The following is a 26,967-nucleotide window of genomic DNA, read 5'->3' on the forward strand; positions in this document are numbered from 1 at the left end:
CTCGGCTGGCGTGGTCAGTTCGGTACTCAGTTCCTGCCCCTGTCGTCGGGCGTTCCACCGGCGGGCGGGACGTCGCCGTCCGCGGGGAGCTGCGGCGCGGCCTCCGTGCGCTGTTCCTGCTGCGGCGCCGCCGGGTTCTGGGCATTCGGGTTCTGGGCGGTCGGGTTCTGGGCCGCCGGGTACGGGGGCGGCACCTGCTCCTGCGGCCCGGCCTGCTGCGGGTAGGGCGCCTGGGCGCCGTCCTGCGGGGGCGTCCAGTTCGGCGGCGGCCAGGCCTGGCCCGCCGGCGTGGTGGCCGGGCGCCAGTCCGCGGGAGCACCGTAGTTCGGCGGTACCGCGTAGGGCGGCTGGTGGGCCTGGTAGCCCCCGTTGCCGACCGGACCGCCCTGCCGGGCGACGTCCGCGCCGTTGCCGTGGCCGTTCCCGTATCCGCCGTTGACCGCCGGGGCCGGCTGGCCGTAGCCCGCGCTCGGGAAACCACCCGGGTATCCGCCGTTGGGCGGCAGCGGCCCCGGGCCACCGTTCGGACCCGGCGTCGGGACGCCGTTGCCGCCGCCCGGGTACGACCCGACGGGTGCCGGCTCGCGCTCGGGCTCGATCTGCGGCGGCCACGGCTCGCCGTTCTCGCGGGCGCGCTCGGCCGGGGTCTTGATCGGCGGCTTGTCCGACGGCGTGCGCTCGCCGAAGTCGTTGAACGCGGTGATCCGCGGCCGCTTCTCCACCCGGTCGAAGATGCGCTCGAGGTCCTTGCGGTTGAGCGTCTCCTTCTGCAGGAGCTCGAACACCAGGTCGTCGAGCACGTCCCGGTAGGTGTTCAGGATCTCCCACGCCTCGGTGTGCGCGGCCTCGATGAGCTTGCGCACCTCCTCGTCGATCTCGTGGGCGACCTCGAGCGAGTAGTCCGCCTGGTTGCCCATCGAGCGGCCGAGGAACGGGTCGCCCTGCTCGCGGCCGTAGCGGACGGCGCCGAGACGGGCGCTCATGCCGTACTCCGTGACCATCGCCCGGGCGATCTTGGTGGCCTGGTCGATGTCGCTGGACGCGCCGGTCGTGGGCTCGTGGAAGACCAGCTCCTCGGCACTGCGCCCGCCCATGGCGAACACGAGACGGCCGATCATCTCCGAACGCGTCATCAGGCCCTTGTCGTCCTCGGGGACGACGAGCGCGTGCCCGCCGGTGCGGCCGCGCGGCAGGATCGTGAGCTTGTAGACCGGCTCCAGGTCCGGCATCGCCCACGCGGCCAGCGCGTGCCCGCCCTCGTGGTAGGCGGTGATCTTCTTCTCCTGCTCGGAGATGATCTTGCCCTTGCGTCGCGGGCCGCCGACCACGCGGTCCACGGACTCCTCGAGCGCGGCGCCGTTGATCAGCGTGCCGTTCTCCCGTGCGGTGAGCAGGGCGGCCTCGTTGATGACGTTGGCCAGGTCCGCGCCGGACATGCCGACCGTGCGCTTGGCCAGGCTCAGGAAGTCCACGTCGTTCGCGAAGGGCTTGCCCTTCGAGTGCACGGCGAGGATCGCCTGCCGGCCCGCGAGGTCCGGGGCGCCGACGGGGATCTGCCGGTCGAAGCGGCCCGGGCGCAGCAGCGCCGGGTCCAGGATGTCCGGCCGGTTCGTGGCGGCGATGAGGATGATGCCGCCGCGCGCGTCGAACCCGTCCATCTCGACGAGGAGCTGGTTCAGCGTCTGCTCGCGCTCGTCGTGCCCGCCGCCGAGGCCGGCGCCGCGCTGGCGGCCGACCGCGTCGATCTCGTCCACGAAGATGATGCACGGTGAATTCTGCTTGGCCTGCTCGAACAGGTCCCGCACGCGGGAGGCACCGACGCCGACGAACATCTCGACGAAGTCCGAACCCGAGATCGTGTAGAAGGGCACGCCCGCCTCGCCCGCGACCGCGCGCGCCAGCAGCGTCTTGCCGGTTCCGGGCGGGCCGTAGAGCAGCACGCCCTTGGGGATCTTCGCGCCCAGGGCCTGGTAACGGCCCGGGTTCTGCAGGAAGTCCTTGATCTCGTAGAGCTCCTCGACGGCCTCGTCGGCCCCCGCGACGTCGCCGAAGGTGGTCTTCGGCATGTCCTTGTTGAGCTGCTTCGCCTTCGACTTGCCGAAGCTCATCACCCGCGAGCCGCCACCCTGGGCGTTGTTCATCATCCAGAACAGGACGAGGAGCACCAGGCCGAGCGGGATCAGGTAGATCAGCATCGTGGTCAGGAACGAGTCCTGGCGCACCACGGTGTTGAAGCTGGGGTTGTTCGGCGCGTCCTGCAGCTTCGTGAACACCGCACCGGCGGACTGCGCCGGGTACTGGGTGATCAGCTGCGTGCTGCCGTCGACCGGGTTGTTCAGCGTGAGGCGGAGCCGCTGCTCCTTGTCCTCGACCGTCGCGTCCTTGACGTTGCCGGTGTCGATCTGCGTCAGCGCGGTGGAGGTCGGCACCTGCGTGTAGCCGCGGGTGTCGTCGAACAACGTGCTGAACGCGAAGTAGACCAGGATCACGACGAGGATCCAGATCACGGGGTTGCGGAGCAGGCGCTTGCGGTCCATGCAGCTTCGGCCCTTGCGGCCTTCACCTTCCCGAGTGTGGTTCTCCGGGTCCGTACCCCCGCTGATCACGAAGGACCATGATCGCCCGGCGACGGGCGGAGCGGCCCTGATCCGCCAGGATAGCGGCCGAGGGACGAACCCGCGTCAACGCGTGCGACGAGGCGGACCCGGTTGGTGGATCGTGTTCGGACAACGAGCCGCGCGGGGGCCGGGTTCCCGGGCGGCAGCCGGCCCAAGGAGGCCTACGTCACGGATGGGTCACGATAGGACGGCGGGGTGAACCCGGATCCTCGCCGGACGTCCACCGGGTTGGTGGGGTATCCCCGGGGGCAGGCGCTCGTTGGACGGACGACGAGGCCCGGCGCAGGGACGGTGCCTCGTCCGTCATGTCTGTGTCAGCGGGGGAGTAGCGCCATGGTCGGGTCGGGTCGGGGAATGCGCGTCAGAGGCCTCGGAGCCGCGGCGGTGGCGGTCGGCGTCGTCACGGCGGTGGCGTTCGTCCTCCCCTCGACCGCGACCGCCCAGCCCACGATCCAGCTCCCCGCCGCCGCGCCGGCTCCCGGCTGGGCGCCGGCCGGTTCGGCCGAGCTGCACCCGGGCGTCCAGACCGTCACCACCGGCGGCGGCGCCTGCACCAGCAACTTCGTCTTCACCAGCGGGGACCGCACGTTCATCGGTCAGGCCGCGCACTGCGCCGGCACCGGGCAGGCCACGGAGACCAACGGCTGCGACTCCTCGACGATGCCGGTCGGCACCGCGGTGACGGTCCAGGGCGACCGCGGCTACACGACCAGCGGCACGCTCGTCTACAGCTCCTGGGTGACGATGCAGCAGCGCGGCGAAGCGGACCCGAACACCTGCGCCTACAACGACCTCGGGCTCGTCGAGCTCGACCGGGACGCCGTCGCGCACCTCAACCCGTCGGTCCCGTTCTTCGGCGGCCCCACCGGCCTCTCCGACGCGGGCCTGCCGGCCGGGGCGCTGACCTACTCCTACGGCAACTCCCCGCTCCGCCAGGGCGTCGCGGCGCTGAGCCCCAAGGCGGGCGTCAGCGCGGGCGACGTCGGCGGCGGCTGGGGCCACGAGGTCTACACGATCTCCCCCGGCGTCCCCGGGGACTCGGGCAGCGCGTTCCTGAACGACTCGGGCCAGGCCGTCGGCCTGCTGTCCACGCTGAACCTCGCGCCGCTGCCGGTGAGCAACGGCGTCTCGGACCTCTCCCGCGAGCTCGCCTACGCCAACGCCCACGGCGAGCTCGGGACGCTGAAGCTGGTCAGGGGCACGGAGCCGTTCACCGCCACCCCGCCCGGGATTCCGCTGCAGGACATCGCCCCGCCCGCCGGTCCGCCGGCCGGCGCCTGACGATCAGGTGTAGACGGCGGGCTCGAGGGTCCCGATGAACGGCAGGTCGCGGTAGCGCTCGGCGTAGTCCAGGCCGTAGCCGACGACGAACTCGTTCGGGATGTCGAAGCCCACGTACTTCACCGGGACCTCGACCCTCACCGCGTCGGGCTTGCGGAGCAGCGTCACGACCTCCAGCGACGCCGGCCCGCGCGACTCGAGGTTCTTCAGCAGCCAGGACAGGGTCAGCCCCGAGTCGATGATGTCCTCGACGATCAGGACGTGCCGGCCGGCGATGTCCCGGTCCAGGTCCTTGAGGATCCGCACCACGCCCGACGACGACGTCGACGAGCCGTACGAGCTGACCGCCATGAACTCCAGCTGCACCGGCAGCGGCATGGCCCGTGCGAAGTCCGTCATGAACATCACCGCGCCCTTGAGGACGCCGACGAGCAACAGGTCGTTCGGGGCGCCCCCGTCGCACGAGTCGGCGTAGTCCTTGCCGATCTCCTCGGCCAGCTCGGCGGTCTTGTCGCGAATCTGCTGTTCGGTGACCAGGACGGACGCGATATCGCCGTCGTACACGCCGATGCCTCCTGCATTTCAACGGATGGGCTGCTCAACGGATGTGCAGCACGAGCCTGCCACGCTCGCGGACCAGGTCCAACCCGCCCGGCAGCCGCGGGCCGCCCTGACCGCGCCACGCGCCCACGAGATCGTCCGCCGCGCGCAGGTGCGCGTCGGTGAGCGGACCGGTTCCGTGATCGCGCAACCAGGAGCGGAGCACCCGGCGGCGCACCGCGGCCGGGATTCCGGCGAGCTCGGCGACGTCCAGCGCGCCGTCGCGCTCTGCGGCGCATCTCACCCGGGACGCCCACCCGTCGAGCGCCGCGGCGTCCTCCCGGAGCTGGCCCGCGGTGCGTGCCAGGGCCTCGGCGACGCCGCCCGCGAGCACGTCCTCCAGCAGCGGGAGGACCTCGTGCCGCAGCCGGACCCGGGTGAAGCGCGGATCGGCGTTGTGGGGGTCCTCCCACGGGGTGAGCCCTCGTGCCGCGCACGCGGCACGGGTGTCCGCGCGGCGCACGGCGAGCAGGGGGCGCAGCCACGGCGCGTCCCACTCGCGCATCCCGGCGACCGAGCGGGGGCCGGAGCCGCGGCCGAGGCCGAGCAGGACCGTCTCGGCCTGGTCGTCGAGGGTGTGGCCGAGCAGGACGGCGGACCGTGGCTCGGGCCGCGCGGCGTCGAGGGCGGCGTAGCGGGCCCGCCGCGCGGCGGCCTCGGTCCCCCGGCCCCCTCGACGACGACGGGGTGCACGTCCGCCGTGATGCCCCGCTCGCGCAGCTGGGCGGCGAGCTCCCGGGCGCGTTCGGCGGAGCCCTCCTGGAGGCCGTGGTCGACCACGGCGGCGCGGGCGTCCGGCCGTTCGGCGTGCGTGGCGAACAGGAGCGCGAGGGAGTCCGCGCCGCCGGAGCAGCCGACGAGGGGTGGCGCGGCGCGGACGTCGTCAGGCAGGCGGGCCAGGGCGGCCCGGACCGCCCGCCGCACCGCCCCCGGATCCCCCGCCACCCCGCAACCCTCGCACGGGTCGTCGAAAGGCGCGTTGAGCCTCCACAACGCGGCCACAGGCCCGCGGGAAGCGCGTTGTGGCTCCGCGACGCGGAGGAGGGTCGAGTTCACCGGGTGCGGACCAGCCACTTCTCCGGGCTGCCCAGCTCCCCCCGGGTCGGGAGGGTGTCCGGGCTGGTCCAGATCCTGTTGAAGCCGTCCATTCCGATCGCCCCGACCACGTGGTCGGTGAAGGCGGCGCCGACGGCGTACTGCTTCATCTTCGCCTCGACACCGAGCAGCGCCCGCAGGATCCGGTCCACGATCCCGCCACCGCGGCGGCGCACGGTGAAGCGCTCCCGGATCGTCGCGACGCTGGGCACGACGCCCGGGCCCGCGGCGTCCATCACGTGGTCCGCGTGGCCCTCGAGCAGGGTGGTCAGGGCGAGGAGGCGATCCAGGACCGCGCGCTGCTCGGGGCCCTGCAGCAGCTCGACGAGCGCGAGGGTGTCCCCTCGGGAGTCCTTGAAGGCCCTGATCGCGTCCGGCAGCCGGTCGAGCATCCCGGCCTGCCGACCCGGGTCCCCGATGGAGAGGAACTGGCCGATCTGGTCGGCGAAGTAGTCCCGCAGCCACGGGACGGCGGTGAACTGCAGCCGGTGCGTCGCCTCGTGCAGGCAGACCCAGAGCCCGAAGTCCTCGGCCGGGACGTCCAGGGCCTGCTGGGCGGCGAAGATGTTCGGCGCGACGAGCAGCAGCCGGCCCTCGCGGTCCGGGCCGCCGAAGGGGTCGTACTGGCCGAGCACCCGGCTGCCGACGAACGCGAGGACGCCGCCGATCTGGAGGCCGGCCGTGGTGCCGGTGACCGCGCGCGCGGCCCGCGGGGTCTTCGGGAGGCGGGCCCCGGCCGTCAGCTGCGCCATGCCGTCGACGGCGGCGGCGGCCCACGCGGGCCGGTCCACGACGTCCGCGGGCAGGAGCGGGAGACCGGCTCCGAGCCCGGTGACGTCCCGGACGTGACCCTCGGCGACGGCCGCGTCCGAGCGCAGCCGGTCGACCAGTTCACGGGCGGTGGCCCGGTCCACCGGTGGGCCGTCCTGGACGAGCCGGGCGGCCGTGCGGCGGGCCAGCCCCCAGTTGATCGGGAGCCCCTGGGTGAGCTCCCGTTCGTCGGATCGGGCTGTCAGCCGGGCTGTCGACGTCACCGGCCCGAGGCTACGCGCGCCGAGCGGCGGCGCGGGGTCAGCGACAGCCGCAGCGGCTCAGGGTGGCGGCGATCGTGTCCAGCTTCGGCCGCACGGTCGCGGGGGACACACCGTTGGACATCAGCGCGAACACCAGCAACCGGCCGTCGACGTCCGTGACGACGCCCGCGAGGCTGCTCACCCCGGTCAGCGTCCCCGTCTTGGCCCGCACCACCCCGCGGCCGGCCGCCGAGGTGCCCTTCCCGAACCGGTCCGTCAGCGTGCCGTCGCCGCCCGCCACCGGCAGGCCGCTGATGATCGGGCGCAGGAACTCGGTGTCGTCCGGGCCCTCGGCGGGCGCCGCGGCGGCCCCCAGCACCGCCCCGAGCAGCCGCGGGGGCACCCAGTCGTCCGTGGACAGGCCGCTGCCGTCCACCATCACCGCGCCGGTGACGTCGAAGCCGGCCTGGGAGAGTGCCGCAAGGGTCTCCTGCGCCGCGCCCGCGAACGACGGATCGCCCTTCCGGGTGATCGCCAGCTTACGGGCGAGCGCCTCGGCCAGGACGTTGTCCGAGGTGGTCATCAGGTGTTCGACCAGCTGCGACACCGGCGCGGACACCACCACGCCGAGGTCCTGCGCGTCCGGTGGCGCAGTGCCCTCGGAGACCGCGCTCGCGCCGAGGCCCAGCTTCTTCGCGAAGGCGATGCCGGCCTGCCCTGCCGGGTCGTCGACGCGCGGGCCGTCCTGCTCGGCCGGGTCGATCCGGCCGCCGTCGAGCATCAGCGGCACCATCGGCGCCACGAAGCCGCCCGGGACGTCCGCGGGCTCCCAGCCTGGCGCGAGTGTCGGCCCGGTCCAGGCGCCGGTGTCGACCACGACCTTGCGGATCTGCTGGTTCGGCAACGCCTTCTCGACGTCCGCGACCAGGTCGTCGAGCCGGGCCGGGTCCGGGTACACGGAGTCCTTGCCGGTGGGCAGCGCGGTGAGGGTGGGGTCCCCGCCGCCGACGAGCACGACCGTGTCCGGCGTCGCCCCGGCGACCACGCGGGTGGCGAACCGATCGGTGGAGTCCAGGGTCAGCAGCGCCGCCGCGGCCGTGAGCAGCTTGCCCGTACTGCCCGGGACGAGCGCCTGATCCGGTGATAGTTGCCACAGCGGCCCCGCACCGCGCGGCGCGGCCGGGTCGACGACGACGCCCCCGAAGTCCCCGAGGCCCGACCCCTCGGTGACGGGCCCGAGTACCGAGGTGAGCCCGTTGCCGCTCGGCGTGGGCGCCGTCCCGGCGAGCGGGGCCAACTGCGGGACGGGTGCCGGGATGTTCGCGGCGGCACTCGCGGAGCGGCTGACGCCCAGGTCGGAGAGCAGCGACGGCGCCGAGAGCGCCACCGCCCCACCGCCCGCGGCGGCCATCGCGAGGACCACCAGGACGATGGTCAGGCGCCGCACACCGCGCCCGGGAAGCCGTAGAGTGTCACCGATCCGGCGGCCGAGACCCACGTGCGTCCGCTCCTCTCACGCCCGCGCGGAGTGAGCGGGCGGGTCGGCCGGTCACGACCGGCCCGATGCGGTCCCCCACACTAGAGGTAGGCGCCGCGGCCGATCCGCCGACCGGCCCGGCCTGCAGAACACGGTCTGTACACGAGCGTGCACGGCACGCACCGACAGCACAGGAGCACCAGAAGTGGACTTCGACGTCTTGATCGAGATCCCCAAGGGCGGACGCAACAAGTACGAGGTGGACCACAAGAGCGGGCGGATCCGGCTCGACCGGACCCTCTTCACCGCCACCCAGTACCCGGCGGACTACGGCTTCATCGAGGACACCCTCGGTGAGGACGGGGACCCGCTGGACGCCCTGGTCCTGATCCAGGAGCCGACGTTCCCGGGATGCCTCGTCCGGTCGCGGGCCATCGGCATGTTCCGGATGAAGGACGAGAAGGGCGGGGACGACAAGGTCCTCTGCGTCCCGGCGGACGACCCGCGCCAGGAGCACCTGCGGGACATCCACCACCTGCCCGAGTTCGACCGGGCGGAGATCCAGCACTTCTTCGAGATCTACAAGACCCTCGAGCCGGGCAAGAGCGTCGAGGGCGCGATGTGGGTCGGCCGCGCGGACGCCGAGCGCGAGATCCACAACTCGTACAAGCGCGCCCAGGACGCCGCGGCCGCCGAGGCCGCCGCCCTCGAGGCCGGGGAGTCGGTCGAGCACTAGGCCCCGAAGGGCCCTACCAGCCGCCCTTGTTCCACCGGTCCTCCAGGACCGACGTGAACCGGGACAGCAGCCGGGTGAGCGTCTCGCGCTCACCCGGCTCCCAGTCCGCCAGCATGGCGGCGATCCGTTCGTTGCGGATCTTGCGGTTCTCCTCGAACACGCGGCGGCCCTCCTCGGTCGCCGAGAGCACGGTGACGCGCCCGTCGCTCGGGTCCGCGGTGCGGGCCACGTAGCCGAGCCGCACCAGCTGCGCGATCTGCCGGCTCACCGTCGACGGGTCCGAGTGCACGGCCTCGGCGAGCGCCCCGGCCCGTTGCGGGCCGTCCTTCACCAGGTGCACGAGCAGCAGGTAGGCCGAGCGCTCGACGGCGTCCGGGTTCTCGGCCTGGTACTGGGCCTGAGCCCGGTCCACCAGCCGGAGCAACCGGACCAGCTCGGTGCCGAGCTCGTCCGCCCCCGCGATGGGGGCGGACGGCGGCTCCGTCACGTGCCTGCCCCCGTTCCTGCCTGCCTTCAGACCTTCTCGAAGACCGCGGCGAGGCCCTGTCCGCCGCCGATGCACATCGTCTCGACCCCGTAGCGGGCGTCCCGGCGCACCATCTCCCGCGCCAACGTGGCCAGGATCCGCCCACCCGTGGCCCCCACCGGATGCCCCAACGAGATCCCCGAACCGTTCACATTCGTCCGCTCGAAATCCGTCGGGGTGAACCCCCACTCCCGGGTACACGCCAACACCTGCGAGGCGAACGCCTCGTTCAACTCGATCAGATCCACGTCCTTGAGCGCCAACTCCGCAGCGTCCAACGCCTTGGCCACCGCCGGGACCGGCCCGATCCCCATCGTCCTCGGCGCCACCCCACCCAGCCCCCAGGACACCAACCGCACCAACGGCCGCAACCCCAGCTCCGCCGCCCTCTCCGGGCTGGTCACCACACAGACCGCCGCACCATCGTTCTGCCCGGACGCATTCCCCGCCGTCACCGTGGCGTTCTCGTCCTGCTTGCCCAGGATCGGGCGCAGCCTCGCCAACGTCTCGATGCTCGAATCGGGCCGGATGTGCTCATCCCGCTCCACCACCGTGTCACCCTTACGAGCCCGCACCGTGACCGGCACGATCTCCTCGGCGAAGCGGCCCTCGGCCGCCGCCGCGGCCGCCCGCCGATGCGAACGCACCGCGTACTCGTCCTGCTCCTCCCGCGGAATCCGGTACTCCGCCCGCAGGTTCTCCGCCGTCTCGATCATCCCGCCCGGCACCGGGAAATTCTTCCCCCCGCGGTCACCCGCCCCCGCGCCAGCGAATCGTTCAGCAACACCCCCGGCCCGCCCTTGGCGCCCCAGCGCATCGCCGTGGAATAGAACGACGCGTTCGACATCGACTCCGCCCCACCGGCCAGCACCACCTCCGACGCCCCGGTCTGCACCTGCATCGCCGCATACAGCACCGCCTGCAACCCCGACCCGCACCGCCGGTCGATCTGCAACCCCGACGCCGTCACCGGCAACCCCGCGTCCAACGCCGCCACCCGCCCGATCGCCGGCGCGTCCATCGACGGATAACAGTTGCCCAACAACACATCGTCCACCGACTCCGGCGGCAACCCGGTGCGCTCCATCAACGCCCGGATCACCGTCGAGGCCAACTCGTGCGCCGGCACGTCCCGCAACGTGCCCCCGAACCCCCCGACCGGGGTCCGCAACGGCTCGCAGATGACCGCGTCCCGCATCTCTTCTCGCTCCTCGTTCGGATCTTCGTAGAACTCAGCTGTACTGGCGGGTGAGCCACTCGGCGACGATCGCCGGGCGCTCCGAACCCTCGAGCTCGACAGTGATCTTGGTGGTGATCTGGACCGCGCCGCCGCCCGCGTCCGCGACGTCGACGAGCTCGACATTGCCCCGTACCCGGCTACCCACGGGGACCGGGGAGGTGAACCTCACCTTGTTCAACCCGTAGTTGATGCCCATCTTGACGTTGTCCACCCGGTACACCTGGGAGACCAGCACCGGGAGCAGCGACAGGGTGAGGAAGCCGTGGGCGATCGTCTTGCCGAAGGGCCCGTCCTTGGCCCGCTCGGCGTCCACGTGGATCCACTGGTGGTCCCCGGTCGCCTCGGCGAACTGGTCGATGTGGGACTGCTCGACCGTCACCCAGTCCGAGGCCCCGAGCTGCGAGCCCTTGGCCTGGCGAAGTTCGTCGACACCGTTGAAGACGCGCATGATCCACCCTTTCGGCGAGCTTGTGCTTTCGCGTCACCCTGCCACAGGGTCGGACGTTCGTTCGGTGTCCTCGGCCACGGGCGTGCGGCCATCGGGCGAGCGGCACGGCCCGGGGCGGGCCGCGGCCGGGAGCCCACCCCGGCCGGGTGTTCGGCGCCCGGACGGACCGCCCGGCGCTACGGGCCGCGACGAGGCGTTGCTCCGTTCGGCAACCGCAGGTCCGGCACACTATCGTTCGCCCCGGCGCGAGTGCTCGGGACGGGAACGATGACCACCGTGGGAACGGGTGACGCCCCCCGGCTGCGGGGTGGCCAAGGATGAGCGGCTCCTCTGTCGAGACCACGGCGGGGATGGTGCACGAGGGCGTCCTCCACGAGGGCCCGGAGCACCTGGCCGCGCAGTTGCGCGAGCCGCTGGCCGGAGCCGTCTCCGACGGCGAGCGCGTCGTCGCCGTCATGGACGACCTGACCCGCGAGGCCGTGAGCGCCGCGTTGGGCACGGCCTCGGAGCAGGTCGAGTTCCTGGATCCCGTCGAGGTGCACCGCGTCCCCGCCTTCACCGTGGCCTCCCGCTGGGGCCGGCTGACCCGCAACGCCGGGCGGCCCGGAGCGCGCACGACGGTCGTCGCCCAGCACTTCGCGGACGTCGCCGGACTCGGGCCGGAGCACTGGATCCGGCTCGACGCCGCGCTGAACGTGGTGCTCGAGGGCCTGCCGATCACGATGCTCTGCCCCTGCCCGCAGGATCCCGAGACGCTGTCGATCGTCCGGGCCACCCACCCGACGCTGCGGATCGACGGTCAGCGCGTCCCCAACGACCAGGTCCGGGACCCGATCGAGATCGTCGCGGAGTACCCGCCGCCCCCGCCGCCCGAGCTCGGCCCGCCGACGGCGCGCCTGGAGTTCCGGCTCGCGGACCTGCACGCGCTGCGCCGCCTCGTCGCCGCGGTGGCCGCCCGGGCCGGCCTGGGCCAGGAGCGCGCCGCGGACATCGTCCTCGCGGTGAACGAGATCGCCACCAACAGCGTCGAGCACGGCCCCGGCCTCGGCGTCCTGCGGCTGTGGGCGGACGGCACCGGGATGGTCGCCGAGGTGCACGACACCGGGCGGACGACGATCCCGTTCCCCGGCATGGTCGCCCCACCGGCGTCCGGCGAGCGCGGGCGCGGGTTGTGGCTCGCCTCGGAGCTGACGGACGTCCTGCAGGTGTGGAGCGACGAGCGGAGCGGCACCGTCACCCGACTGCGGATGGACCTCGGCTGAGCGCTCCCCGCCCGCGCGGTTGGCGGCGGTGGATGCCGCGGCGAGCCGCGTGACCCGCGCTCACGCCCCGTCGAGCTCCAGCAGCAGCTTCCCGGTGTTCTCGCCCTTGAACAGCCGGAGCAGGACGTCCGGGAAGTCCCCGACACCACCGCGGACGACGTCGTGGCGGCTGTGCAGCCTCCCCTCGGCGATCCACCGCGCCATCTCTGCGGCGGCCTCCGGGTAGCGCTGCGTGAAGTCCGTCACCACGAAGCCCTCCATCCGGGCGCGGTTGACCAGGAGGCTGAGGTAGTTCGCGGGGCCGGTCGGCTTGCCGGTCTTGTTGTACTGGCTGATCGCACCGCAGATCGGCACCCGTGCGTGCGTGCGGAGGCGGCCGAGCGCGGCGTCCAGGATCTCGCCGCCGACGTTGTCGAAGTACACGTCGACGCCGTCCGGGGTCTGCGCGCGCAGCGCCTCGACGAAGTCCGCGGACCGGTAGTCGACGGCGGCGTCGAAGCCCAGCTCGTCGACGAGCCAGGCGCACTTCCGCGGCCCGCCCGCGATCCCGACGACCCGGCAGCCGCGGATCTTCGCCAGCTGCCCGACGATGCTGCCCACCGCACCGGCGGCCCCGGACACGAGCACCGTCTCGCCGTCCTTCAGCGCCCCCACCTCGAAGAGCCCGAAGTACGCCGTCATCCCCGGCATGCCGAGCACGGCGAGGTTCGTGGGCAGGTCCGCGTCCGGGGCGAGCTTCTGCACGCCGCGACCGTCCGAGACGGCATACGTCTGCACGCCGAACAGGCCCGTGACCAGGTCGCCCACGGCGAAGTCCGGATGCGCCGTCGCCACGACCTCGCCACCGGCGAAGGCCCGCATGACCTCGCCGATCTGCACCGGCGGCACGTAGGAACGGCCCTCGTTCATCCACCCGCGCATCGCCGGGTCCAGCGAGACGAACCGGACGGCGACGACGAACGTGCCCTCGGCGGGGTCCCCGATCTCCGACTCGGTGTGGTCCCACACCTCCGGCGTGGGAAGGCCCGAGGGCCGCGCGGCGAGGCGGATCTGGTGGGTCGCGAACGTCATGGCCCCATCTAGCCATGTCGTTGGCCGGGCCCGCAGCGGCGGGTGCAGGATGTCGGGGTGGACGCGGTGCAACGGTTCGTCAGGCTCGTCTCGGCACCGGAGCCCCCGCTGGACGAGGCCGCGCTGCTCATCGCGGCCGGTGCGGACCCGTCGCTGGATCCGGCCCGCTGGCTGCACGAGCTGGATCGCCTCGCCGCGGGGGTGGACTCGCTGCCGCGGTTGCTGCGCCGGCTCTTCCTGGAGGAGGGCTTCCGGGGCAACGCGAGCAACTACTACGACCCGCGGAACTCCTTGCTCCCGCACGTCCTGACCCGCCGGACGGGGATCCCGATCTCGCTCGCCGTGGTGTGCATCGAGGTCGGCCGACGCGCCGGGATCCCGCTCGAGGGCGTCGGGATGCCGGGTCACTTCCTGGTCCGGGTGCCGGGTACGGACCAGCACCTCGACGTGTTCGACGGCGGCCGTCGCCTGGACCTCGCCGGCTGCGAGGCGCGCTTCCGCGCGGCGACCGGCGCGGGGCCACGGATCCGGTTCGGACCGCACCTGCTGGCTCGCGCCTCCACCCGGGAGATCCTGTCCCGGATGCTGGAGAACCTGCGCGGCGTCTACCGGGCCGGCGGCGCGCCCTCGCGCCGGGAGTGGGTGCTGCGGATGCGCCTGGCGCTGCGGGCGGACGAGGCCGCGCTCGTCGAGCTGGGCGAGGTGCTCGGGGAGCAGGGCCGCTGGGGCGAGGGCGCGCGGCTGATCGACAGCTGGCTCTCGGGCCGGGCCCGGGTGGACCCGCCGACGCGGGACCGCCTGGTCCTCGCCTCCCGGACGCTGCGGGCGCATCTCAACTAGCGCCGTACCGTGGACGACGTGACCACTCCCCCGCGTGTCCTGATCACGAACGACGACGGGATCGACTCCCCGGGCCTGTGGACGCTGGCGCGGGGCGCCCGGGATGCCGGGTTCGACGTCGTCGTGGCCGCGCCGCACACCAACGCCAGCGGGGTGGGCGCCTCGATCCTCTCCGTGTCCGACCGGCACCGCACCGCCGTCCATCCGCGGACGCTGCCTGGGCTCGACGGGATCCCCGCGTTCGCGGTGCAGGGGCATCCGGCGTTCATCGTGCACGCGGCCGGGCACGGCTGGCTGGACCCGCTGCCGGATCTCGTGCTCTCCGGGATCAACCTCGGCGCGAACACCGGGCACGCGGTGATCCACTCGGGGACGGTCGGCGCGATCCTCACGGGCGCGCTGCACGGCTTGAGCGGCCTGGCGGTCTCGCTGGACAGCGGGCTGAGCGAGCCGGAGGAGCCGCACTGGGAGACGGTGCTGCACGTGCTCCCGGAGGTGCTCGGGATGCTGACCTCGATGCCCGCGGCGACGCTGCTCTCGCTGAACGTCCCGGACCGGCCGGCGGACGAGCTGGGGCCGCTACGGGAGGCCACGCTGTCGTCGTTCGGGGCCGTGCAGGTCCGGGTGGATCACACCCCGGCTGTCGACGACGGCCCGGGCAGCCTGCTCACGACGATCTCCGAACCGGACGGCATCCACGACCCGGACTCGGACGTCGCGTTGCTCGCTCAGGGTCACCCCACGCTGACCGAACTGTCCCTGGTGGAGGCGAGACCGGGCCTGCTCTCGCAACGCTCCGTCACGCGTTCCGCCTGACGAGGTACGCCCACCCGGATGGCAGGGCCCGATGTGGGCGGGGTTCATGACGCATCGTCGATGAAGCACCCCCGGATCGGGCGTGACCAGCCCCACGTCGCACACTGTCACCATGGGTGACGGTGACGTGAGGTACGAATGGTCCACCCGCTTCGCGCGCGCCATCGCGGAGGAGCTCCGCCAGGGCGTCGCGAGCGGGGCGATGAGCCGGTTCGAGGCGGACCAGCTGCTGAACCGGATGCGCACCGTCGTCGAGCAGGCCCTGGATCCGGCGCCGATCCTGGGCTGAGCCCCCGCCTCGGGCCGACCTCGGTGCTAGTGCTCGTCCTTGCCGGTGAGCAGCTCCTCGAGCTCGTCCGCGGCCTTCACGACCAGCCGGAACGGCAGGTCGAAGCCGGTCAGCTCCCCTTCGTGCAGCGGGATGGAGTGCCGGAAGAGCGCCACACCGTCCTCGGCCGTGACCCCGCCGACGACGGACTCGGACGCCTTGGCGAGCAGCAGCGGCAGGTCCAGGTCCGCGATGCGACCGATCGGGGACTCGATCTGCGCCCAGGCCTGGCCGTCGGCGTCCGCCTTGTGCCGGACGACCACCAGCTGGGTGCGCTCCTGGGTGGTGGGCAGGTTGAACCACAGCTCGGCCTCGCTCGAACGCATGATCTCGTACCGCACCCGCACGAAGGACACGAGATCGTCCCAGCTCGCCACGTCGGCTCCTCACCTGTGCCGGTGTCTCCGGCATGTCGGCGACGCTACCGTGCCCAGCTCGTCCCGTGCGGTCCGAGGTCGGGAGTTGATCTGCCGGCGCGCGGTCGCCGGTGAGCACATCGGACTCCGGCAGGACCTCCGGGACGTCAGCGCCAGTCGTCGACCACCAGGGCGTCCGGCCGGTGGTAGCCGGGCTCGTCCGGGCGATGCATGGCGACCCCGATCAGGTCCGCGCGGTAGCCGCGCTCGCCGAGCATCCGGTAGGCGGCACGCCGGGCGGTGCTCACCCCGGCCACCACACGGCCCGCTCCTCGCGTGGTGGCGAACGCCTCGCAGGCGTCGAGAAGCCGGGCGAACGAGTCCGGCGCCCCCGTCCGGGCGGCGGCGAACTTGACGAAGCAGACCCCGGTGCCCGCCTCGCTTCCGGCGCCGACGTGGCAGATCGCGAAGCCCGAGCCGTCGTCGAGGAGGACCGTGTCGCCGAGGCCCAGCGTGTGGCAGGCCACCACCTCCCGGCTGACGTCGAGGCCGGGGTAGATGGTGTCGGTGAGCGACGCGCACTCGGCCAGCCTGGCGCTCGGGTCGGGATCGGAGTCGAAGGTCGACCATCCGGACCGGTGTGCGGCCGGCGCGGCCGGTGCGGCCAGCACGACGGTGAGGAATCGCGGCCGGAAGCCGTAGCGCTCGTAGAGGCCCAGGTGCTTGGGGCTGTGGCTGAAGGTGAACAGGCCTGCGTGGGTGAGCCTCCACGCGTCCATGATCTCCATGGTGCCGTCCATCAGACGCCGCGCCACACCCCGGTCCCAGAGCGGAGGGTCGACGGTCAGCGGCCCGAAGAACCCGACGCTGCCCCACCTGGTGGCGAAGGTGGACCCGACGAGCCGGCCGTCGATCTCCGCGGTCAGCGCGGCCTGCGGCGCGACGGCCCAGCGGCTGCGGACGTAGTCGCCGTCGCCGAGGAACGCCATCGGGTCCGGCATTCCCAGGAACGTCCCGAACGCCGTCCGCATGATCCGGTCGGCATCCGTCAGGTCGGCCTCGATCATCGACCGCACCTTGAGGCTCTCGACCTGGCCGGCCTGCGTGGCAGTCGTCATGACGCCCCTCCTCGGACGGGACGGCGCGCAGCGCGGACCAGCTGCTGCCGCCCGGGTGCGGGAGCAGGCCCGTCCACGTCGGAGGAACCAACGTAGTGACGCTCTGCCGTCGCCGCGACGGCTGATCGGTCGACGCAACGCCCCACCAGGCCCGCCGGCCGCGCCGGGGCGGGGGCCCGCCCTAGAGGCCGAGCTGGCGGGCGATCAGCATCCGCTGGACCTCCGACGTGCCCTCACCGACCTCCAGGATCTTCGCGTCCCGGTAGAAGCGCCCGACGGGGTACTCGTTCATGAAGCCGTAGCCGCCGAAGATCTGCGTGGCGTCCCGGGCGTTGTCCATCGCGGCGTTGGAGGACACCAGCTTCGCGATGGCCGCCTCCTTCTTGAACGGCTCGCCCTTGAGCATCTTCGCCGCTGCGGCGTAGTAGGCCAGCCGCGCGGTGTGCGCCCGGACCTCCATGTCCGCGATCTTGAACTGGATCGCCTGGTACTTGCCGATCGGGCTGCCGAAGGCCTGCCGCTCGTGGGCGTAGCGCAGGGACTCGTCGACGCAGCCCTGGGCGAGCCCGACGGACAGGGCCGCGATCGCGACGCGGCCCTCGTCGAGGATCGAGAGGAACTGCGCGTAGCCCCGGCCCCGGGCACCGAGCAGGTTCGCGGCGGGGACGCGGACGTCGTCGAAGAAGAGCTCGTGGGTGTCCGAGGAGCACCAGCCGACCTTCGAGTACGGCTTCGCCACGGTGAACCCGGGCGTGCCGGACGGGACGACGATCGCGGAGATCTCCTTCTTCTCGTCCGTCCCTCCCGTGACGGCGGTGACCGTGACGATCTCGGTGATGTCCGTGCCGGAGTTCGTGATGAAGCACTTGGACCCGTTGATCACCCACTCGTCGCCGTCGAGGCGGGCGGTGGTGCGGGTGGCGCCGGCGTCGGACCCGCCGCCGGCCTCGGTCAGACCGAAGGCGCCGAGCTTCTCCCCGGCCGCGAGCTGCGGCAGCCACTGCGCCTTCTGCTCGTCGGAGCCGAAGCGGTAGACCGGCATCGCGCCGAGCGACACCCCGGCCTCGAGGGTGATCGCGACGGACGAGTCGACGCGCGCGAGCTCCTCCAGGGCGAGGCAGAGGGCGAAGTAGTCCCCGCCCATGCCGCCGAACTCCTCGCTGACGGGCAGGCCGAACAGGCCCATCGCGCCCATCTTGCGCACGAGCTCGTACGGGAACTCCTCGCGCTCGTAGAGGTCCCCGATGACCGGGGCGACCTCCTTCTGCGCGAAGTCCTCGACGGTGGCCCGCAGGGCGGCGTGCTCCTCGCTCAGGTCGAGGTCCATCTCAGTTCTCCTCGGGTGTCTCGATGATCAGCAGCGTGGCGTCCTTGGCGACCGTGCCGCCGGCCCGCGCGCGCAGCTCGCGGACCACGCCGTCGACCGGCGCGGTGAGCACGTGCTCCATCTTCATGGCCTCGACGACGACGAGCTTCTGCCCGGCCGTCACCTCCTGGCCCTCAATGACCTCGACGACGGTCACGGTGCCGGGCATCGGCGAGAGCACCGGCCCGCCGCCGCCCGCGACGTCGGCCATCGCGGCCTCGAGCGGCTCCTGCTCCCGCACCGCCCAGGAGTACCCGTCCCGGCCGATCCACAGGACGCCGTCCTCACCCCGCGCCGTGACGTAGTGCCGGCTGACGCCGGCCTGTGCGTGGGAAACCTCGCTAGAACGAGGTTTCCCACTCACGAGGCGGGTCGACGTGCGGACACTCTCGCCTCCGTCGAGGGAGATCTCGGCGTCCGGCGCCCGGCCGCGGACACGGACCTCGACGGCGTCGTGGCCGGACGCGACGAGTTTGCGCGTGACCCACGCGGGGCCGCCGAGCCGCCAGCCGCCGGGGACGTCGAAGGGATCGACGATCTCGCCGTGGGGCTCGAGGCGGAGCAGGGCGCAGCCGGTCGCGACGCCCAGGACGTCCTCCGGGAGGTCCGCCGACGCCAGGTCGTCGACGCGGCGGCCGACGAGGCCGGTGTCCAGGTTCCCGGCGCGGACGTCGTCGTCCGCCAGCAACCCGCGCAGGAAGCCGATGTTCGTCCCGAGCCCGAGCAGCACGGTGTTCCCCAGCGCGGCGTCGAGCCGGCGCAGGGCCTCCGCCCGGTCCGCCCCGTGCGCGATCACCTTGGACAGCATCGGGTCGTAGTCCGACCCGACCGTCCCGCCCTCGACGATCCCGGAGTCCACCCGGATCCCCGGCCCCGCCGGCTCGTCCAGGGCGAGGATCCGGCCGCCGGTCGGGAGGAAGCCCGCGGCCGGGTCCTCCGCGTAGACCCGCGCCTCGACGGCGTGGCCGCGCAACTGCACGTCCCCCTGCGTGAGCGGCAGCGGCTCCCCCGCGGCGACCCGGAGCTGCAGCTCGACGAGGTCCAGCCCGGTCACCATCTCCGTCACCGGGTGCTCGACCTGCAGGCGCGTGTTCATCTCCATGAAGAAGAACTCGTCCGGCCGGTCCGCGCCGACGATGAACTCGACGGTCCCGGCGCCGGTGTAGCCGCAGGCCCGGGCGGCCTCGCAGGCCGCCGCCCCCATCGCCTCCCGTTGCTCGGGCGTGAGCAGGGGCGACGGCGCCTCCTCGACGATCTTCTGGTGCCGCCGCTGCAGCGAGCACTCCCGCTCGCCCAGGTGCACCACGTTCCCGTGCGCGTCGGCCATGACCTGGATCTCGATGTGCCGCGGCGTCGTCACCAGGCGTTCGACGAGCAGGGTGTCGTCCCCGAAGGACCCGCGCGCCTCCCGCCGGGCGCTCGCGAGCGCGTCGGCGAGCGCGTCGGCCGAGTGGACCTCGCGCATCCCCTTGCCGCCGCCGCCCGCGGACGGCTTGAGCAGCACCGGGAACCCGATCTCCTCGACGGCGAGGGCCAGGTCGGCGTCGGAGAGCCCGGCGCCGTCCGAGCCCGGGACGACCGGGACGCCGGCCTTCGCCACGGTCTGCTTGGCGCGGATCTTGTCGCCCATCGCCTCGATCGCGGACGCCGGCGGCCCGACGAACACGATCCCCGCGGCCTCGCACGCCGCGGCGAACGCGGTGTTCTCCGACAGGAACCCGTAGCCCGGGTGGATCGCCTCGGCGCCGGTGGCGCGCGCGGCCTCGATGACGCGGTCGATCGAGAGGTAGCTCTCCGCCGCCGCCGCGGGCCCGAGCCGCACGGCGACGTCCGCCGCGGTGACGTGCGGGGCGGAGGCATCGGCGTCGGAGTACACCGCCACCGAGCGGATCCCGAGGGCGCGCAGCGTCCGGATCACCCGGACCGCGATCTCCCCACGGTTCGCGACCATCACCGTCGAGAACATCCGCGCACCCCCTTCGCCGCTGCACGAACGGCACTCTCGATCACTAGGTCCGCACGAACGGCACTTTCCTGCAACGGAGCCGGCAGCACGGCGCTCACATCCGGAAGACGCCGAACGCCGGGTCGGCGAGGGGCGCGTTGGCGGCGGTGGACAGGGCGAGCCCGAGGACGGTCCGGGTGTCGGCGGGGTCGATGACGCCGTCGTCCCAGATCCGGGCCGTGGAGTAGTACGGGTGACCCTGGTGCTCGTACTGCGCCCGGATCTTGTCCTTGAACTCCTCCTCGGGCGTCTCGTCCCGCGGCGAGCGCACGGCGGCCAGCACCGTCGCGGCCTGCTCCCCACCCATCACCGAGATCCGTGCGTTGGGCCACATGAACAGGAACCGCGGGGAGTACGCCCGCCCGCACATCGAGTAGTTCCCCGCCCCGAAGGACCCCCCGATGACGACGGTCAGCTTCGGCACCCGGGTGGACGCCACGGCCGTCACCATCTTGGCGCCGTTCTTCGCGATCCCGCCGGCTTCGTACTCCCGACCGACCATGAACCCGGAGATGTTCTGCAGGAACACCAGCGGGATGCCGCGCTGGTCGCACAGCTCGATGAAGTGGGCGCCCTTGACCGCGGACTCGGAGAACAGGATCCCGTTGTTCGCGACGATCCCCACGGGGTGCCCGTGGATGTGCGCGAACCCGGTGACCAGCGTCGTCCCGTACTCGGACTTGAACTCGTGGAACCGCGACCCGTCGACGACGCGGGCGATCACCTCGCGCACGTCGTAGGGGGTCCGGGAGTCCGTCGGCACCGCCCCGTAGAGCTCGGCCGGGTCCACCGCCGGCTCCTCGGTCGGCACGACGTCCCACGGCCGGGGAGCGCGCGGCCCGAGCGTCCCGACGATCGACCGGACGATCTGCAACGCGTGCGCGTCGTCGTTCGCGAGATGGTCGGTGACGCCGGAGACCTTGGAGTGCAGGTCCCCGCCGCCCAGCTCCTCCGCGGTGACGACCTCGCCGGTCGCGGCCTTCACCAGCGGCGGCCCGCCGAGGAAGATCGTCCCCTGGTTCCGGACGATCACCGCCTCGTCGCTCATCGCCGGCACGTACGCACCCCCCGCGGTGCACGAGCCCAGCACGGCGGCGATCTGCGGGATGCCCAGCCCGGACATCTGCGCCTGGTTGTAGAAGATCCGGCCGAAGTGCTCGCGGTCCGGGAAGACGTCGTCCTGCTGCGGCAGGAACGCGCCACCGGAGTCCACCAGGTAGACACACGGCAGCCGGTTGTGCAGCGCCACCTCCTGCGCGCGGAGGTGCTTCTTCACCGTCATCGGGTAGTAGGTGCCGCCCTTGACCGTGGCGTCGTTGGCGACGATCACGCACTCGCGCCCGGCCACCCGCCCGACCCCGGTGATGATCCCGGCGCCCGGGGCCTCGTCGCCGTACATGCCGTTCGCCGCCATCGGGGACAGCTCCAGGAACGGCGACGACGGGTCGACCAGGTCGTCCACCCGGTCCCGCGGCAGCAGCTTCCCGCGCTCGACGTGCCGGGCGCGGGACTTCTCCGGCCCGCCGAGGCGGGCGACCGCCAGGCGCGCGTTCAGGTCCGCGACCAGGGAGCGGTGCGACTCCGCGTTGGCCGCGAACCGCTCGTCGCCCGGGTCCACCGCGCTGCGCAGCCGCGGTGCCTCGGTTCGGGTGTCCGGCATACCTCTCCTCAGCCAACTTCGTCGTCACGTCGGTTAGCGATCGTTAACATGTTAGCGGTCGTTAACCGGATGTGCCAGGGCCTTCAGCGGGCTCACATGGAGCGCCTTCTACGGTTCGGGGCGTGCGCGTGCTTCTGGTGGAGGACGAACGACCCCTTGCGGAGATGGTCCGCCGCGGACTCGCCCGGGAGGGCCACTCCGTGGACATGGCCCACGACGGGCCCTCGGGGCTCGACGCGGCGCTCTCGGGCGTGCACGACGTCGTCATCCTGGACATCATGCTGCCGGGGCTCTCCGGCTACCGGATCCTGCAACGGCTGCGCGCCGCCGGGGTCTGGACGCCCGTCCTCATGCTCACGGCGAAGGACGGCGAGTACGACGAGGCGGACGCCTTCGACCTCGGCGCCGACGACTACCTGACCAAGCCGTTCTCGTTCGTCGTCCTGCTGGCCCGGCTGCGCGCCCTGCAGCGCCGCGCCGGCGACGCCCGGCCGAGCGTCCTGACCGTCGGGGACCTGAAGCTCGACCCCGCGCGGCACCGGGTGTTCCGCGGGGACACCGAGGTCACGCTCACCCCGCGCGAGTTCGGCGTGCTGGAGCACCTGATGCGGCACGCCGGGGAGGTCGTCACGAAGACGGACATCCTGCGCGCCGTCTGGGACGCGCACTACGAGGGCGAGGTCAACGTCGTCGAGGTGTACGTCGGGTACGTCCGGCGCAAGATCGACGCGCCGTTCGGGACCGCGTCCATCGAGACCCTGCGCGGCGTCGGCTACCGGATGGCCGAGCCCACCTGAGCTATCTGCCCTCGGACGGCGAGTAGCTCTGCGGGCGGACGACCGGCAGCGGCCCCGTCGGGTTGACGTCCGCGGGTGAGTGGGCCTCGCCGAGCCGGATCGGCGTCGCGAGCTTCCCGGCCCGGACGGTCCGACGCGGGCCGGCCCTGCGGCACGGGGACCGGCCCGGACGTCGGCTCCGGGCGCGGCCGGGGCCGCCCACCCGGCGGGACGACGGGCGTGGGCCCGGTCGGCCGGTCGTCGTAGAGCGGCTGCGTCTCCTGCCTGGACGGCGCTGTCTCGGCCGGGTCCCGCTCCGCGGCCGGGCCGGCCGGCAGGGTCACCCGGAACAGCGCCCCGCCCAGCTCGGACTCGCCGATCTCGACACCGCCGCCGTGTGCGGCGATCACCTCGGCGACGATCGCCAGGCCGAGCCCGGCGCCGCCGTCGGACCGCGCGCGGGCCTCGTCCAGGCGCACGAACCGCTCGAAGACGCGCGTGCGTTGCTCCGGCGGGACGCCCGGCCCGTCGTCGCCGACCTCGACCACGGCCCGGTCGCCCTCGCGCCGTAGCGTCACCAGCACCCGGGACTCGGCGTGCCGGCGGGCGTTGTCCACGAGGTTGCGCACGACCCGGACCAGCTGCCCGCGGTCCCCGACGACGCGCACCGGCTCGGCGCGGACCGTGACGCCGTCCGCACCCACCCGGGCCCCGCCGATGTCCGACGGGCGGCCGCGCTCGGCCTCCACGATCTCGTCGAGGTCCACCTCGTCGTGGCGTGGCTGCAGGCCGCGCTCGTCGGCCCGGGCGAGCAGCAGCAGGCCGTCGACGAGCCTGCCGAGCCGGTCCGCCTCGGTGCGCATCGAGCGGACCGTGGCCCCGTCCGGACTGTCCGGGTGGTGCGCGGCGGCGATCAGCTCGAGGCCGGAGGAGATGGTGGCGAGCGGGCTGCGCAGCTCGTGGCTGGCGTCCGCGACGAACCGGCGCTGGTTGGTCTGCGCACCCTCCAGCCGTCCGAGCATCTGGTTCATCGTGGCCGCGAGCCGGCCGATCTCGTCCTGGGTCACGGGCTCGGGGACGCGCCGGTCCAGGTCCCGGTCCGTGAGGCTCGCGACGTGCGCGCGGATCCGCTCGACGGGACGCAGCGCCCGGCCGGCGAAGAGGTAGGTGAAGAACCCGGCGATCACCACGAGGATCGGCACCCCGATGTAGACCATCGTCTTGACCGTGTCCACGGCCTTGTGCACCGGTTCGAGCGGCTGTGCGGCCAGGATCGTGATGGGCCGGCCGAAGGGCTGGAACCCCACCGCCACCACCTGGACCTCCTGACTCGTGCCGTCCCCGAGCTCGACCCGGGTCGGGCCGACCACCCTCGTCCGGCCGCGCTCCACCAGCACGTCGGACATCCTCGGCATGCTCGCCAGCGGGTCCGACGCCGCGATGATCTGGATGTCCGGCTCGTCCGGGTCGTCGTTGTTCCAGTCCGTGACGACCTGGATCAGGTCCGTGCGCTTGCCGGTGGTGTCGAGCGCGTTGTCCCGGACGTTGCCGGTGGCCGTGAAGTTCGCCGCGATCCGCTGGCCGACCTGCTCGGCCTGCTGGGTCGCCGCCTCGTCGAGCTGGGTCTGCAGGGACCGGTTCAGCAGCAGCACGAGGGAGAACCCGGCCACCACGAGGACGACGGCCACCGCGGCGGCGGCCGCGAGCGCGGACGCCACCCGGACACCCATCCGGGCGCGGAGCCAGCGCAGACCGAGCATCCGACCAGCGTAGAGGGGCCGGCCTGTGTCCAGGCTGAGACGTTCGTCGGACGTTAGCGTTCGTTAACCTGACGCGCTACGCTCGGCCGATGGCGGCACCGGAGGTGGATCCGCGTACGGGCGTGCCCACCCGTCGGGAGCAGATCCTGCAGGTGGCCGCGCGGCTGTTCGCGAAACACGGCTTCCACGGGGTGAGCATCACCGACCTCGGCGCGGCCGTGGGGATCAGCGGGCCCGCCCTGTACCGGCACTTCCCGGGCAAGGAGGCGCTGCTCGCGGAGATGCTGCTCCGGATCAGCGAGGACCTGCTCGCCGGCGGCCGGGCCCGCAGCACGGGGGCGCCGCGGGACGTCCTGGCCGCGCTCGTGGACTTCCAGCTGGACTTCACCCTGCGAGAGCCGGAGCTGATCGTGGTGCAGGACCGGGACCTGGACAACCTGCCCGACGACGCCCGCCGCCGGGTCCGCCAGCTGCAGCGCACCTACGTCGAGATCTGGGTGGACACGCTGCGCCGGATCCATCCCGGGCTCTCGGCCGACGCCGCGCGGATCGCCGCGCACGGCACGTTCGGCCTGCTCAACTCCACCCCGCACAGCGGCTCACGGGGCAGCCCCGACGAGGTGGCCGCGCTCCTGCGCACCATGGCGCTCACCGCCCTCGACGGCCTCGGGCCAGCCGGGGCGGACGAGCAGCCGTAGCCCGTTCAGGCAGACGAGCACCGTCGACAGCTCGTGCCCGGCCACGCCCACGGCCAGCGGCAACGTCCCGGCGAGGTCCCACACGACCAACCCGACGATCACCGCGGCGGCGAACGCCAGGTTGGCCCGGGCGATCCGGCGGGCGCGCCGCGCGAGGGTGACCAGCGGCGCGGGCGCGCCGAGCGGGCCGCGCAACAGCACGCCGTCGGCCGCCTCGGCGCTCAGCGAGCCGGCCCCCTCGGCGACCGCGAGCCCGACGTCCGCGGTGGCCAGCAGGGGGGCGTCGTTGATCCCGTCGCCGACGGCGAGGACGGTGCGCCCCTCGGCCCGCCACCCGTCGACGATCGCGGCCTTGTCCGCGGGCAGCAGGCCGGCGTGGACGCGCGAGACGCCGACCCGGGCGGCCACGCCTTCCGCGGGGCCGGCCGCATCGCCGGTGAGCAGCGCGGGAGCGTCGCCCACGGCCTCGGCCAGCGCGGCCACCGCCGCGCGGGCCCCCGGCCGCAGCTCGTCCGCGAGTACGAGCGTCCCGGCCGGCTCCCCGTCCACGAGCACGTCGACGACCGTGTGGTCGACGGCCGGCGTCGCCGACCGGCCGACCCACACCTCCCGGCCCTCGACGACGGCCCGGACCCCGCTCCCCGGAACCGCTGCGAAGTCCGTGGCCGGCGCCAGGGCGAGCCCCCGCCGTCGCGCCTCGGCGACGACCGCCCGGCCGAGCACGTGCTCACTCCCCGCCTCCGCGGCGGCGGCAAGGGCCAGCAGCGCGTCGGCCGTCCCGGCCAGCGGCCGAACGTCCCGCACCTCCGGCCGCCCACGCGTCACCGTGCCGGTCTTGTCCAGCGCGACCGCGTCGACCTCGGCGAGCGTCTCGACGACCGTCGCGTCCTTGAGCAGCACCCCGCGCCGCCCGGCGACGGCGATCGCCGCGAGCAGCGGCGGCATCGTCGCCAGGACGATCGCGCACGGCGAGGCGACGATCATGAAGGTCATCGCCCGGAGCAGGGTCTCGCGCAGATCCGCGCCGAACGCGAGCGGGACTGCGAGCAGCGCCAGCGCGCCCACCACGACCAGCACGGAGTAGCGCCGCTCGACCCGCTCCACGAAGAGCTGCCGCCGCGACTTCGTCTCCGCGGCCCGCCTCACCTGCGCCGCGATCCCCGCGACGAGCGTGTCCGCGGGGTCCTTGTCGACCCGGACCCGGATGCTCCCGGTCCCGTTGACCGTCCCCGCGTGCACCTCGTCGCCGGCGCGGCGGCGCACCGGCAGCGGTTCCCCGGTGAGGCTCGCGGTGTCGATCTCGGTGACGCCGTCGACCACGGTGCCGTCCGCCGGGACCCGCTCGCCCGGCCGGACCACCACCTCGTCCCCGACGGCCAGGTCCGCGGCCCGGACCTGCTGCTCGCCGCCGAGGCCGACCCGGGTCGCGGTCTCCGGCGCCAGGTCGAGCAGCCCGGTGATGCCCGCGCGGGTGCGCGCCGTCATGACCGCCTCCAGCGCGCCCGAGCTCGCGAAGATGACGATCAGCAGCGCCCCGTCCAGGTACTGGCCGATCGCGGCCGCCCCCAGCGCGGCGACGATCATCAGCAGGTCGACGTCCAGGGTCCGTTCCCGCAGCGCCCGCAGTCCCTCCAGGGCCGGCTCCCACCCGCCCGCGAGGTAGCAGGCGGCGTACAGGACCGCGACGAGCGGTGTCGGCGCGCCGAGCAGGTCCGCGGGGACGGCCAGGGCGAACGCCGCGAGCGCCAGGGCCGCCCAGCGCACCTCGGGCAGGGACAGCAGACGGGACATGCGATCACCGTACCTTCGCAGGCACGCAGATACGCATACAGGAAGGTGTACTGCGAGCTGTTCAGGTGCTCAGGTGTCGGTGACCG

The 26,967-nt window shown here is 73.2% G+C and carries 22 protein-coding genes and 2 pseudogenes; 8 read left to right on the forward strand and 16 right to left on the reverse strand.

The window, feature by feature from the left end; translation table 11 throughout:
• Window positions 1-26: 26 nt before the first annotated feature.
• Window positions 27-2,537 (reverse strand): ATP-dependent zinc metalloprotease FtsH, encoded by a 2,511-nt coding sequence (ftsH, locus tag WBK50_RS29965; protein ID WP_341338772.1) that lies wholly within the window; start codon window positions 2,535-2,537, stop codon window positions 27-29.
• 435 nt (window positions 2,538-2,972) lie between these two features.
• Here ftsH and WBK50_RS29970 point away from each other — a divergent pair, with 435 nt between their 5' ends.
• A complete protein-coding gene (locus WBK50_RS29970) occupies window positions 2,973-3,899 on the forward strand; it encodes a serine protease (protein ID WP_341338773.1) in 927 nt (308 codons plus the stop codon).
• Window positions 3,900-3,902: 3 nt separating this feature from the next.
• Here WBK50_RS29970 and hpt read toward each other — a convergent pair whose 3' ends face one another.
• The 4 genes and pseudogenes from hpt to dacB form a co-directional block, all read right to left on the reverse strand.
• Window positions 3,903-4,463 carry a hypoxanthine phosphoribosyltransferase gene (gene hpt, locus WBK50_RS29975; RefSeq protein WP_341338774.1) on the reverse strand — a complete coding sequence of 187 codons (561 nt, stop codon included), beginning with the start codon at window positions 4,461-4,463 and terminating at the stop codon, window positions 3,903-3,905.
• A gap of 34 nt (window positions 4,464-4,497) precedes the next feature.
• Window positions 4,498-5,444: pseudogene (gene tilS, locus WBK50_RS29980) on the reverse strand (tRNA lysidine(34) synthetase TilS).
• A gap of 107 nt (window positions 5,445-5,551) precedes the next feature.
• A complete protein-coding gene (locus WBK50_RS29985; RefSeq protein ID WP_341339555.1) occupies window positions 5,552-6,610 on the reverse strand; it encodes a zinc-dependent metalloprotease in 1,059 nt (352 codons plus the stop codon).
• 55 nt (window positions 6,611-6,665) lie between these two features.
• A complete protein-coding gene (dacB, locus tag WBK50_RS29990; RefSeq protein WP_341338775.1) occupies window positions 6,666-8,105 on the reverse strand; it encodes a D-alanyl-D-alanine carboxypeptidase/D-alanyl-D-alanine endopeptidase in 1,440 nt (479 codons plus the stop codon).
• Window positions 8,106-8,289: 184 nt separating this feature from the next.
• Between dacB and WBK50_RS29995 the strand changes: the two genes are divergently transcribed.
• A complete protein-coding gene (locus WBK50_RS29995; protein ID WP_297493851.1) occupies window positions 8,290-8,820 on the forward strand; it encodes an inorganic diphosphatase in 531 nt (176 codons plus the stop codon).
• Window positions 8,821-8,833: 13 nt separating this feature from the next.
• Here WBK50_RS29995 and WBK50_RS30000 read toward each other — a convergent pair whose 3' ends face one another.
• The 3 genes and pseudogenes from WBK50_RS30000 to WBK50_RS30010 all read right to left on the reverse strand — a co-directional run bounded on the left by WBK50_RS30000 (window position 8,834) and on the right by WBK50_RS30010 (window position 11,034).
• A complete protein-coding gene (locus WBK50_RS30000; RefSeq protein WP_341338777.1) occupies window positions 8,834-9,307 on the reverse strand; it encodes a MarR family winged helix-turn-helix transcriptional regulator in 474 nt (157 codons plus the stop codon).
• A gap of 26 nt (window positions 9,308-9,333) precedes the next feature.
• A pseudogene (locus WBK50_RS30005) lies at window positions 9,334-10,544 on the reverse strand (acetyl-CoA C-acetyltransferase).
• Window positions 10,545-10,578: 34 nt separating this feature from the next.
• A complete protein-coding gene (locus WBK50_RS30010; protein WP_341338778.1) occupies window positions 10,579-11,034 on the reverse strand; it encodes a MaoC family dehydratase in 456 nt (151 codons plus the stop codon).
• A 317-nt stretch (window positions 11,035-11,351) separates the two neighbouring features.
• On the opposite strand from WBK50_RS30010, the gene WBK50_RS30015 reads away from it, so the two are divergent.
• Window positions 11,352-12,296 carry an ATP-binding protein gene (locus tag WBK50_RS30015; RefSeq protein ID WP_341338779.1) on the forward strand — a complete coding sequence of 315 codons (945 nt, stop codon included), beginning with the start codon at window positions 11,352-11,354 and terminating at the stop codon, window positions 12,294-12,296.
• A 60-nt stretch (window positions 12,297-12,356) separates the two neighbouring features.
• Here WBK50_RS30015 and WBK50_RS30020 read toward each other — a convergent pair whose 3' ends face one another.
• On the reverse strand, window positions 12,357-13,367 hold the full coding sequence (locus WBK50_RS30020; protein ID WP_341338780.1) for an NADP-dependent oxidoreductase: 1,011 nt from the start codon (window positions 13,365-13,367) through the stop codon (window positions 12,357-12,359).
• A gap of 57 nt (window positions 13,368-13,424) precedes the next feature.
• On the opposite strand from WBK50_RS30020, the gene WBK50_RS30025 reads away from it, so the two are divergent.
• The 3 genes from WBK50_RS30025 to WBK50_RS30035 all read left to right on the forward strand — a co-directional run bounded on the left by WBK50_RS30025 (window position 13,425) and on the right by WBK50_RS30035 (window position 15,312).
• Window positions 13,425-14,207, forward strand: coding sequence for a SirB1 family protein (locus WBK50_RS30025; RefSeq protein WP_341338781.1), 783 nt, complete (start codon window positions 13,425-13,427; stop codon window positions 14,205-14,207).
• An 18-nt stretch (window positions 14,208-14,225) separates the two neighbouring features.
• Complete coding sequence (gene surE, locus WBK50_RS30030; protein ID WP_341338782.1) at window positions 14,226-15,023, forward strand: 5'/3'-nucleotidase SurE; 798 nt, start codon at window positions 14,226-14,228, stop codon at window positions 15,021-15,023.
• A 112-nt stretch (window positions 15,024-15,135) separates the two neighbouring features.
• Entirely contained in the window at window positions 15,136-15,312 is a 177-nt protein-coding gene (locus WBK50_RS30035) for a hypothetical protein (protein ID WP_341338783.1), read from the forward strand.
• A gap of 26 nt (window positions 15,313-15,338) precedes the next feature.
• Here WBK50_RS30035 and WBK50_RS30040 read toward each other — a convergent pair whose 3' ends face one another.
• The 5 genes from WBK50_RS30040 to WBK50_RS30060 all read right to left on the reverse strand — a co-directional run bounded on the left by WBK50_RS30040 (window position 15,339) and on the right by WBK50_RS30060 (window position 21,856).
• Window positions 15,339-15,728 (reverse strand): hypothetical protein, encoded by a 390-nt coding sequence (locus WBK50_RS30040; RefSeq protein ID WP_341338784.1) that lies wholly within the window; start codon window positions 15,726-15,728, stop codon window positions 15,339-15,341.
• Between the two features lie 146 nt (window positions 15,729-15,874).
• Window positions 15,875-16,825, reverse strand: coding sequence for a GNAT family N-acetyltransferase (locus tag WBK50_RS30045; RefSeq protein WP_341338785.1), 951 nt, complete (start codon window positions 16,823-16,825; stop codon window positions 15,875-15,877).
• Between the two features lie 181 nt (window positions 16,826-17,006).
• Window positions 17,007-18,152, reverse strand: coding sequence for an acyl-CoA dehydrogenase family protein (locus WBK50_RS30050; protein WP_341338786.1), 1,146 nt, complete (start codon window positions 18,150-18,152; stop codon window positions 17,007-17,009).
• A 1-nt stretch (window position 18,153) separates the two neighbouring features.
• Entirely contained in the window at window positions 18,154-20,157 is a 2,004-nt protein-coding gene (locus tag WBK50_RS30055; RefSeq protein WP_341338788.1) for an acetyl/propionyl/methylcrotonyl-CoA carboxylase subunit alpha, read from the reverse strand.
• A 94-nt stretch (window positions 20,158-20,251) separates the two neighbouring features.
• Entirely contained in the window at window positions 20,252-21,856 is a 1,605-nt protein-coding gene (locus WBK50_RS30060) for a carboxyl transferase domain-containing protein (RefSeq protein ID WP_341338789.1), read from the reverse strand.
• A gap of 122 nt (window positions 21,857-21,978) precedes the next feature.
• Between WBK50_RS30060 and WBK50_RS30065 the strand changes: the two genes are divergently transcribed.
• Entirely contained in the window at window positions 21,979-22,653 is a 675-nt protein-coding gene (locus WBK50_RS30065; RefSeq protein WP_341338790.1) for a response regulator transcription factor, read from the forward strand.
• On the opposite strand, the gene WBK50_RS30070 is transcribed toward WBK50_RS30065, so the two are convergent.
• The gene (locus WBK50_RS30070) at window positions 22,629-24,392 is read right to left on the reverse strand and encodes a sensor histidine kinase (RefSeq protein WP_341338792.1); all 1,764 of its coding nucleotides are present in this window, start codon (window positions 24,390-24,392) and stop codon (window positions 22,629-22,631) included. The genes WBK50_RS30065 and WBK50_RS30070 overlap by 25 nt on opposite strands.
• Window positions 24,393-24,481: 89 nt before the next feature.
• Between WBK50_RS30070 and WBK50_RS30075 the strand changes: the two genes are divergently transcribed.
• On the forward strand, window positions 24,482-25,090 hold the full coding sequence (locus tag WBK50_RS30075; RefSeq protein WP_341338793.1) for an SACE_7040 family transcriptional regulator: 609 nt from the start codon (window positions 24,482-24,484) through the stop codon (window positions 25,088-25,090).
• Here the strand turns inward: WBK50_RS30075 and WBK50_RS30080 are convergent.
• Window positions 24,992-26,881, reverse strand: a complete 1,890-nt coding sequence (locus WBK50_RS30080; protein ID WP_341338794.1) for a heavy metal translocating P-type ATPase — start codon at window positions 26,879-26,881, stop codon at window positions 24,992-24,994. The two genes, WBK50_RS30075 and WBK50_RS30080, sit on opposite strands and share 99 nt — an antisense overlap.
• Window positions 26,882-26,967: the final 86 nt, after the last annotated feature.

Source organism: Pseudonocardia sp. T1-2H, assembly GCF_038039215.1.
In the GTDB taxonomy this organism is placed as follows: Bacteria; Actinomycetota; Actinomycetes; order Mycobacteriales; family Pseudonocardiaceae; genus Pseudonocardia.